Raw genomic sequence first — 7,482 nt, 5'->3', positions numbered from 1 at the left:
CGAATCCTCGTACCCCAGCCACATTAAAAAAGCTCGCTTCGGCGAGCTTTTTGCTTTTCTGCGTATATTCAATGCCGAATGCGATGTTGATACGTCTTATCCTTCAATGTCGGATGCGACGCTGGCGCGTCTTATCCGACCTACGGTTAGCATGACGCTACAACCCTAACGCATATTTCAGCGCCTGACGTTTCAACACGCCAGCACGCTCCGCAGCCATTAATCCGAGATTACGCACAAAACGCAGCGGCGGCAGATTATTGCTGAATCCGGCATAAAACAGATCCATACCGCTTTGCATAATGAAGTTATCCGCCATGCGCCGCATCTGGTAACGCTTGAGCACAGGATAACTGGCCCACGCTTCGCCATAGCTGCGGGCGTTGACCAGAACATCAATCAGGGCATCAACATCACGATAACCAAGATTCACCCCCTGCCCCGCCAGCGGATGGATGGTATGCGCGGCATCGCCCACCAGCGCAAGCCCTGGTTGCACATACTGCAACGCATGGCGTCGCGTCAGCGGAAACGCACCTGCGGCAAGCGGCGTCACGTAACCCAGACGCGACGGGAAATGTTTCTCGATTTCCGCCTGTAACTGCACCATATTCATATTCTGCAACTGGCGAATGCGCGCCGGAGAGTCATACCACACCAGCGATGCCCAGTTATCAAACAGCGGCAGAAACGCACGCGGTCCGTCCGGGGTAAATTGCTGCCAGGTGCTGTCGCCGGGATCGTTCTCACACTGTACGCTAATCAACATACACGACTGCGCATACTGCCAGGCATGAACGCCAATTCCCGCCATCTGCCGCACCTGCGAATTTGCGCCGTCGGCACCAATCACCAGTTTCGCGCGGATCACTTCGCCGCCCTTCAGTTCCAGCTCCTGAAGATCATTATGGCGATGCAGCGCAATCAGCGAGGTTGGCACACGTAACGTCACGTTCGGATGCGCTTCCAGCGCCTGCCAAAGCGCCTGTTGCAGGACAGTGTTTTCTACCATATAGCCCAGCAACGGTAACTTAAGTTCAGCGGCGTCAAACGCCACATGCGCCGTTTCCCACTCCCAGGTTTCCAGTCTGCGGTAAGGATGGCAACGCATAACCTGTACTGCATCCCAGACGCCTAAACCTTTAAGCAATGATACCGAAGCCGCACTAATCGCCGAGATCCGCACATCCGGCCGGCTATCAGCGACAAACGGCGCAGGTTCTGCGTGCTCGATTACCGTTACCGAAAATCCGTGCTGTGCCAGTCCCAGCGCCAGTGCACCGCCGACCATTCCTCCGCCGACAATGGCAATTTCCGTTGGTTGATTTGTCATGGTCAATCATCCTGTTAGCAATATGCTTTAAGTTTACAGGATTTTTACCCCCAAGGGCTGATAACGCTCATACTGGTCACAACGGCAGCAAAGCATTACACTATGCGCCCTGCATTCCTGGCTACTATTTCGCAAGAGCAAGTCGATGACCAAAAAACTCCATATTAAAACCTGGGGCTGTCAGATGAACGAGTACGATTCATCGAAGATGGCCGATCTGCTGGATGCCACCCACGGCTATCAACTGACCGACGTGGCGGAAGAAGCGGATGTGCTGCTGCTGAACACCTGCTCAATCCGCGAGAAGGCTCAGGAAAAAGTCTTCCATCAGTTGGGTCGCTGGAAACTGTTAAAAGAGAAGAATCCGGACCTGATTATCGGCGTCGGCGGCTGCGTGGCATCGCAAGAAGGCGAGCACATTCGCCAGCGCGCCCACTATGTCGATATTATTTTTGGGCCGCAAACGCTGCACCGTCTGCCAGAGATGATCAACTCCGTGCGCGGCGACCGCAGCCCCGTTGTAGATATCAGCTTCCCGGAAATCGAGAAGTTCGACCGTCTGCCAGAACCGCGCGCCGAAGGGCCGACTGCGTTTGTCTCCATCATGGAAGGCTGCAATAAATATTGCACCTACTGCGTGGTGCCTTACACCCGTGGTGAAGAGGTAAGCCGTCCGTCTGACGATATTCTGTTTGAGATTGCCCAGCTTGCGGCTCAGGGCGTGCGTGAAGTCAACCTGCTCGGTCAGAACGTGAACGCCTGGCGTGGTGAAAACTACGACGGCACCACCGGATCGTTTGCCGATCTGCTGCGTCTGGTTGCTGCGATCGACGGGATCGATCGTATTCGCTTTACCACCAGCCATCCGATCGAATTCACCGACGATATCATCGAAGTGTACCGCGACACGCCGGAGCTGGTGAGCTTCCTGCACCTGCCGGTACAGAGCGGTTCCGATCGTATTCTGAACCTGATGGGACGTACCCATACGGCGCTGGAGTACAAAGCGATCATCCGTAAATTGCGTGCGGCGCGTCCGGATATTCAGATCAGTTCTGACTTCATCGTTGGCTTCCCGGGCGAAACCACCGAAGACTTCGAGAAAACCATGAAGCTGATTGCCGACGTCAATTTCGACATGAGCTACAGCTTTATCTTCTCTGCACGTCCGGGTACGCCAGCCGCCGATATGGTTGATGATGTTCCGGAAGAAGAGAAGAAGCAGCGTCTGTATATTCTGCAAGAGCGTATCAATCAGCAAGCGATGGCATGGAGCCGCCGGATGCTCGGCACCACCCAGCGTATTCTGGTAGAAGGTACATCGCGTAAGAGCATCATGGAGCTTTCCGGTCGTACCGAAAATAACCGCGTGGTCAACTTCGAGGGCACACCGGATATGATCGGTAAATTCGTCGATGTAGAAATTACCGACGTCTACCCGAACTCTCTGCGCGGTAAAGTGGTGCGTACTGAAGATGAAATGGGTCTGCGCGTGGCAGAAACACCGGAATCGGTGATTGCCCGTACCCGCAAAGAAAACGACCTGGGCGTGGGTTATTATCAGCCGTAATTCTCAGGCCCGCCGGTCTGGTAAGTTTTGAGACTGACGACAAACGCAAATTGCCTGATGCGCTACGCTTATCATGCCTACATGATTCCAGCAATATATTGAATTTGCATGAATTTGTAGACCGGATAAGGCGTTTACGCCACATCCGGCATGAACAACACGCTCTTCGTCAATAATCACTGGCCCGCCGTTCCGGTGGGCCTTGTTTTTTCTCTCTTTATCCCCATCTTTATCGCAATGCTTGCGCCTTTTTCCTGTGGCGTGAATAATTTCGTTATAGGCCGGTGAATGTTCAGCTTCCGGCGGCATACAGATAAGAGGAACAGTTTGAACATAGACACTCGCGAAATCACCCTAGAGCCAGCAGACAACGCGCGTCTGTTGAGCCTGTGCGGCCCGTTTGATGACAACATCAAACAACTCGAACGCCGTCTCGGCATCGAAATCAATCGCCGCGATAACCACTTTAAACTGACCGGCCGCCCGATTTGCGTCACCGCCGCGGCAGACATTCTGCGCAGCCTGTATGTCGATACCGCCCCAATGCGCGGTCAGATTCAGGATATCGAACCAGAACAGATCCACCTTGCGATTAAAGAAGCGCGCGTGCTGGAGCAAAGCGCGGAGAGCGTGCCGGAGTACGGCAAAGCGGTCAATATCAAAACCAAACGCGGCGTAATTAAGCCGCGCACGCCAAACCAGGCGCAGTACATCGCCAATATTCTCGACCATGACATCACCTTCGGCGTTGGGCCGGCGGGTACGGGTAAAACCTACCTGGCAGTAGCTGCAGCAGTTGATGCCCTGGAGCGTCAGGAAATCCGCCGTATTCTGCTGACTCGTCCGGCGGTAGAAGCCGGTGAGAAACTGGGCTTCCTGCCGGGTGATTTAAGCCAGAAAGTAGACCCGTATCTGCGCCCGCTGTACGACGCGCTGTTTGAAATGCTGGGTTTTGAGAAAGTCGAGAAACTGATTGAGCGCAACGTTATTGAAGTCGCGCCGCTGGCCTATATGCGTGGTCGTACGCTAAACGACGCGTTTATCATTCTTGATGAGAGCCAGAACACCACCATCGAACAGATGAAGATGTTCCTGACCCGTATCGGTTTTAACTCAAAAGCGGTTATCACCGGCGACGTCACACAGATCGACCTGCCGCGCAACACCAAGTCTGGTTTGCGTCATGCCATCGAAGTGCTGGCTGATGTCGAAGAGATCAGCTTTAACTTCTTCCACAGCGAAGACGTGGTTCGTCACCCGGTCGTGGCGCGTATCGTTAACGCCTATGAAGCCTGGGAAGAAGCCGAACAAAAACGTAAAGCGGCGCTGGCGGCAGAACGCAAGCGCGAAGAACAGGAACAAAAATGAGTCAGGTGATCCTCGATTTACAACTGGCATGTGAAGATAATTCCGGGCTACCGGAAGAGAGCCAGTTTCAAACATGGCTGAATGCGGTGATCCCGCAGTTTCAGGAAGAGTCGGAAGTGACTATTCGCGTGGTCGACACCGCCGAAAGCCACAGTCTGAATATGACCTATCGCGGTAAGGATAAGCCGACCAACGTGCTCTCCTTCCCGTTTGAAGTGCCGCCTGGCATGGAGATGTCGCTACTGGGCGATCTGGTTATCTGCCGTCAGGTGGTTGAGAAGGAAGCTCAGGAGCAAGGCAAACCACTGGAGGCGCACTGGGCGCATATGGTGGTGCATGGCAGTCTGCATTTGTTAGGTTACGATCACATCGAAGATGACGAAGCAGAAGAAATGGAAGCCCTCGAAACAGAGATTATGCTTGCTCTGGGCTATGAGGATCCGTACATTGCCGAGAAAGAATAATTTGCCAGGCATTTGACTGGCAGATGTCCCCGCCGTTGGTGATTAACGACGGCGTTTTGATTAACTAACATGAGAACCCATACGACGCCATGAGCGACGACAATTCACACAGTAGTGACACGATAAGCAACAAGAAGGGATTTTTCTCCCTGTTACTCAGCCAACTTTTCCACGGTGAACCGAAAAACCGTGACGAACTGCTGGCGCTGATCCGTGATTCCGGGCAGAACGACCTTATCGACGAAGATACGCGCGATATGCTCGAAGGAGTGATGGACATCGCAGACCAACGCGTCCGCGACATCATGATCCCCCGCTCCCAGATGATTACCCTGAAACGCAACCAGACGCTGGACGAATGCCTTGATGTCATCATCGAGTCAGCCCACTCACGTTTCCCGGTGATTAGCGAAGACAAAGATCACATTGAAGGGATTCTGATGGCGAAAGACTTGCTGCCGTTTATGCGCAGCGATGCTGAAGCCTTCAGCATGGACAAAGTGTTACGTCAGGCGGTTGTCGTTCCTGAAAGTAAGCGCGTAGACCGTATGCTGAAAGAGTTTCGCTCTCAGCGTTACCACATGGCGATCGTCATTGACGAATTCGGTGGGGTTTCCGGTCTGGTGACCATTGAAGACATCCTGGAACTGATTGTTGGTGAGATTGAAGACGAGTATGACGAAGAAGATGATATCGACTTCCGTCAGCTGAGTCGTCATACCTGGACTGTGCGCGCACTGGCTTCCATTGAAGATTTCAACGAAGCGTTCGGCACCCACTTTAGCGATGAAGAGGTTGACACCATCGGTGGTCTGGTGATGCAGGCGTTTGGGCATCTTCCGGCGCGTGGCGAAACCATCGACATCGACGGTTACCAGTTCAAAGTGGCGATGGCCGATAGTCGGCGTATTATTCAGGTTCATGTCAAAATCCCGGATGACTCACCCCAGCCAAAGCTGGATGAATAAAACCGAAACTGGATAGATAACTACATGGCTTTTGCCTCATTAATTGAACGCCAGCGCATTCGCCTGCTGCTGGCGTTATTATTCGGTGCCTGCGGAACGCTGGCCTTCTCTCCTTACGACGTCTGGCCTGCGGCGATTATTTCGCTGATGGGGCTTCAGGCGTTGACCTTTAACCGCCGTCCACTCCAGTCTGCCGCTATTGGCTTTTGCTGGGGATTTGGCCTCTTTGGCAGCGGTATTAACTGGGTCTATGTCAGCATCGCGACCTTTGGCGGAATGCCTGGCCCGGTTAACATCTTCCTGGTGGTACTGCTGGCGGCGTATCTGTCGCTGTATACCGGACTGTTTGCTGGCGTGTTGTCGCGTCTGTGGCCGAAAACCACCTGGCTACGCGTGGCGATTGCCGCCCCTGCTCTCTGGCAGGTGACCGAGTTTCTACGCGGTTGGGTACTGACAGGCTTCCCGTGGTTACAGTTCGGCTATAGCCAGATTGATGGCCCGTTAAAAGGGCTGGCACCGATAATGGGCGTGGAAGCCATTAACTTCCTGCTGATGATGGTAAGCGGCCTGCTGGCACTGGCGTTAGTCAAACGCAACTGGCGTCCGCTGGTGGTGGCTGTCGTACTGTTTGCCCTTCCCTTCCCGCTGCGTTACATCCAGTGGTATACCCCGCAACCGGAGAAAACCATTCAGGTTTCGATGGTTCAGGGCGATATTCCGCAATCGCTGAAGTGGGACGAAGGCCAGCTTCTTAATACGCTGAAGGTTTACTACAACGCAACGGCACCACTGATGGGCAAATCATCGTTGATTATCTGGCCGGAGTCGGCAATTACCGATCTGGAAATGAATCAGCAACCATTCCTCAAAGAGCTGGATGGCGTTCTGCGTGAGAAAGGGAGTTCGTTGATAACCGGGATTGTCGATGCGCGCCTCAATAAGCAGAACCGCTACGATACCTACAACGCCATCATCACGCTGGGTAAAGGTGCACCGTACAGCTACGAATCAGCCGATCGCTATAACAAAAACCATCTGGTGCCGTTTGGCGAGTTTGTCCCGCTGGAGTCGATTCTGCGTCCATTAGCGCCGTTCTTTGATCTGCCGATGTCGTCATTCAGCCGTGGGCCATATATCCAGCCACCGCTGTCGGTGAACGGCATTCAGCTCACTGCGGCCATTTGCTACGAGATCATTCTCGGCGAGCAGGTGCGCGATAATTTCCGCCCGGATACCGACTATCTGCTGACTATCTCCAACGATGCGTGGTTTGGTAAGTCTATTGGTCCATGGCAGCACTTCCAGATGGCGCGAATGCGTGCGCTGGAGCTGGCGCGCCCACTGCTGCGCAGCACCAACAACGGCATTACGGCGGTGATTGGTCCTCAAGGTGAGATTCAGGCGATGATCCCGCAATTCACCCGCGAGGTGTTAACCACTAACGTGACGCCGACTACCGGACTCACGCCATACGCACGTACCGGCAACTGGCCGCTTTGGGCGCTGACGGCGCTGTTTGGTTTTGCCGCTGTGTTGATGAGTCTGCGTCAGCGACGTAAATAATCCCTTCTTATCGTGCCGGAATACATCCCGTATTTCGGCACGCTCGCCGGATGCGGCATGCACACCTTTTCCGCCTTCACCATTCTTCTGTCCATTTCTGGCACATCTATTGCTTTGTTATACAAGGCAAACCTTGAACCGGCATTAGCGCAACCCGGTTGCACCACCACAAATCAGCGGTAGCACCAAAAAGGTGCGTTTTAAGAATTTTGCTTC

Annotated in this window: 6 protein-coding genes and 1 pseudogene; 5 read left to right on the top strand and 2 right to left on the bottom strand. The window is 53.7% G+C overall.

The window, feature by feature from the left end; genetic code table 11:
* Positions 1-157: 157 nt before the first annotated feature.
* Positions 158-1,333: a 3-demethoxyubiquinol 3-hydroxylase gene (gene ubiF, locus D9734_RS07585; RefSeq protein ID WP_130206520.1), complete on the bottom strand. Its 1,176-nt coding sequence runs from the start codon at positions 1,331-1,333 to the stop codon at positions 158-160.
* Between the two features lie 145 nt (positions 1,334-1,478).
* Between ubiF and miaB the strand changes: the two genes are divergently transcribed.
* Positions 1,479-2,903, top strand: coding sequence for a tRNA (N6-isopentenyl adenosine(37)-C2)-methylthiotransferase MiaB (miaB, locus tag D9734_RS07580; protein WP_000162740.1), 1,425 nt, complete (start codon positions 1,479-1,481; stop codon positions 2,901-2,903).
* A gap of 51 nt (positions 2,904-2,954) precedes the next feature.
* On the opposite strand, the pseudogene D9734_RS23705 reads toward miaB, so the two are convergent.
* A pseudogene (locus D9734_RS23705) lies at positions 2,955-3,053 on the bottom strand (hypothetical protein); the annotation flags it as partial.
* A gap of 177 nt (positions 3,054-3,230) precedes the next feature.
* On the opposite strand from D9734_RS23705, the gene D9734_RS07575 reads away from it, so the two are divergent.
* The 4 genes from D9734_RS07575 (at position 3,231) to lnt (ending at position 7,266) form a co-directional block, all read left to right on the top strand.
* Entirely contained in the window at positions 3,231-4,271 is a 1,041-nt protein-coding gene (locus D9734_RS07575; RefSeq protein ID WP_001018040.1) for a PhoH family protein, read from the top strand.
* Positions 4,268-4,735, top strand: coding sequence for an rRNA maturation RNase YbeY (gene ybeY, locus D9734_RS07570; RefSeq protein ID WP_130206518.1), 468 nt, complete (start codon positions 4,268-4,270; stop codon positions 4,733-4,735). The genes D9734_RS07575 and ybeY overlap by 4 nt, the downstream gene beginning before the upstream one ends.
* 89 nt (positions 4,736-4,824) lie before the next feature.
* Positions 4,825-5,703, top strand: a complete 879-nt coding sequence (corC, locus tag D9734_RS07565; RefSeq protein WP_001278605.1) for a CNNM family magnesium/cobalt transport protein CorC — start codon at positions 4,825-4,827, stop codon at positions 5,701-5,703.
* Positions 5,704-5,727: 24 nt separating this feature from the next.
* Positions 5,728-7,266, top strand: coding sequence for an apolipoprotein N-acyltransferase (lnt, locus tag D9734_RS07560; RefSeq protein WP_130206515.1), 1,539 nt, complete (start codon positions 5,728-5,730; stop codon positions 7,264-7,266).
* Positions 7,267-7,482: the final 216 nt, after the last annotated feature.

The organism is Escherichia sp. E14S1 (assembly GCF_004211995.1).
In the GTDB taxonomy this organism is placed as follows: Bacteria; Pseudomonadota; Gammaproteobacteria; order Enterobacterales; family Enterobacteriaceae; genus Escherichia.
Note: the sequence above shows the minus strand (reverse complement) of the source record. Positions and strands in the feature narration are given on the sequence as shown.

What these genes read in the sequence shown, in the direction of transcription:
- ubiF (WP_130206520.1), bottom strand. Translation starts at nt 1,333, where the DNA reads ATGACAAATCAACCAACGGAAATTGCCATTGTCGGCGGAGGAATGGTC.
- ybeY (WP_130206518.1), top strand. Translation starts at nt 4,268, where the DNA reads ATGAGTCAGGTGATCCTCGATTTACAACTGGCATGTGAAGATAATTCC.
- miaB (WP_000162740.1), top strand. Translation starts at nt 1,479, where the DNA reads ATGACCAAAAAACTCCATATTAAAACCTGGGGCTGTCAGATGAACGAG.
- corC (WP_001278605.1), top strand. Translation starts at nt 4,825, where the DNA reads ATGAGCGACGACAATTCACACAGTAGTGACACGATAAGCAACAAGAAG.
- lnt (WP_130206515.1), top strand. Translation starts at nt 5,728, where the DNA reads ATGGCTTTTGCCTCATTAATTGAACGCCAGCGCATTCGCCTGCTGCTG.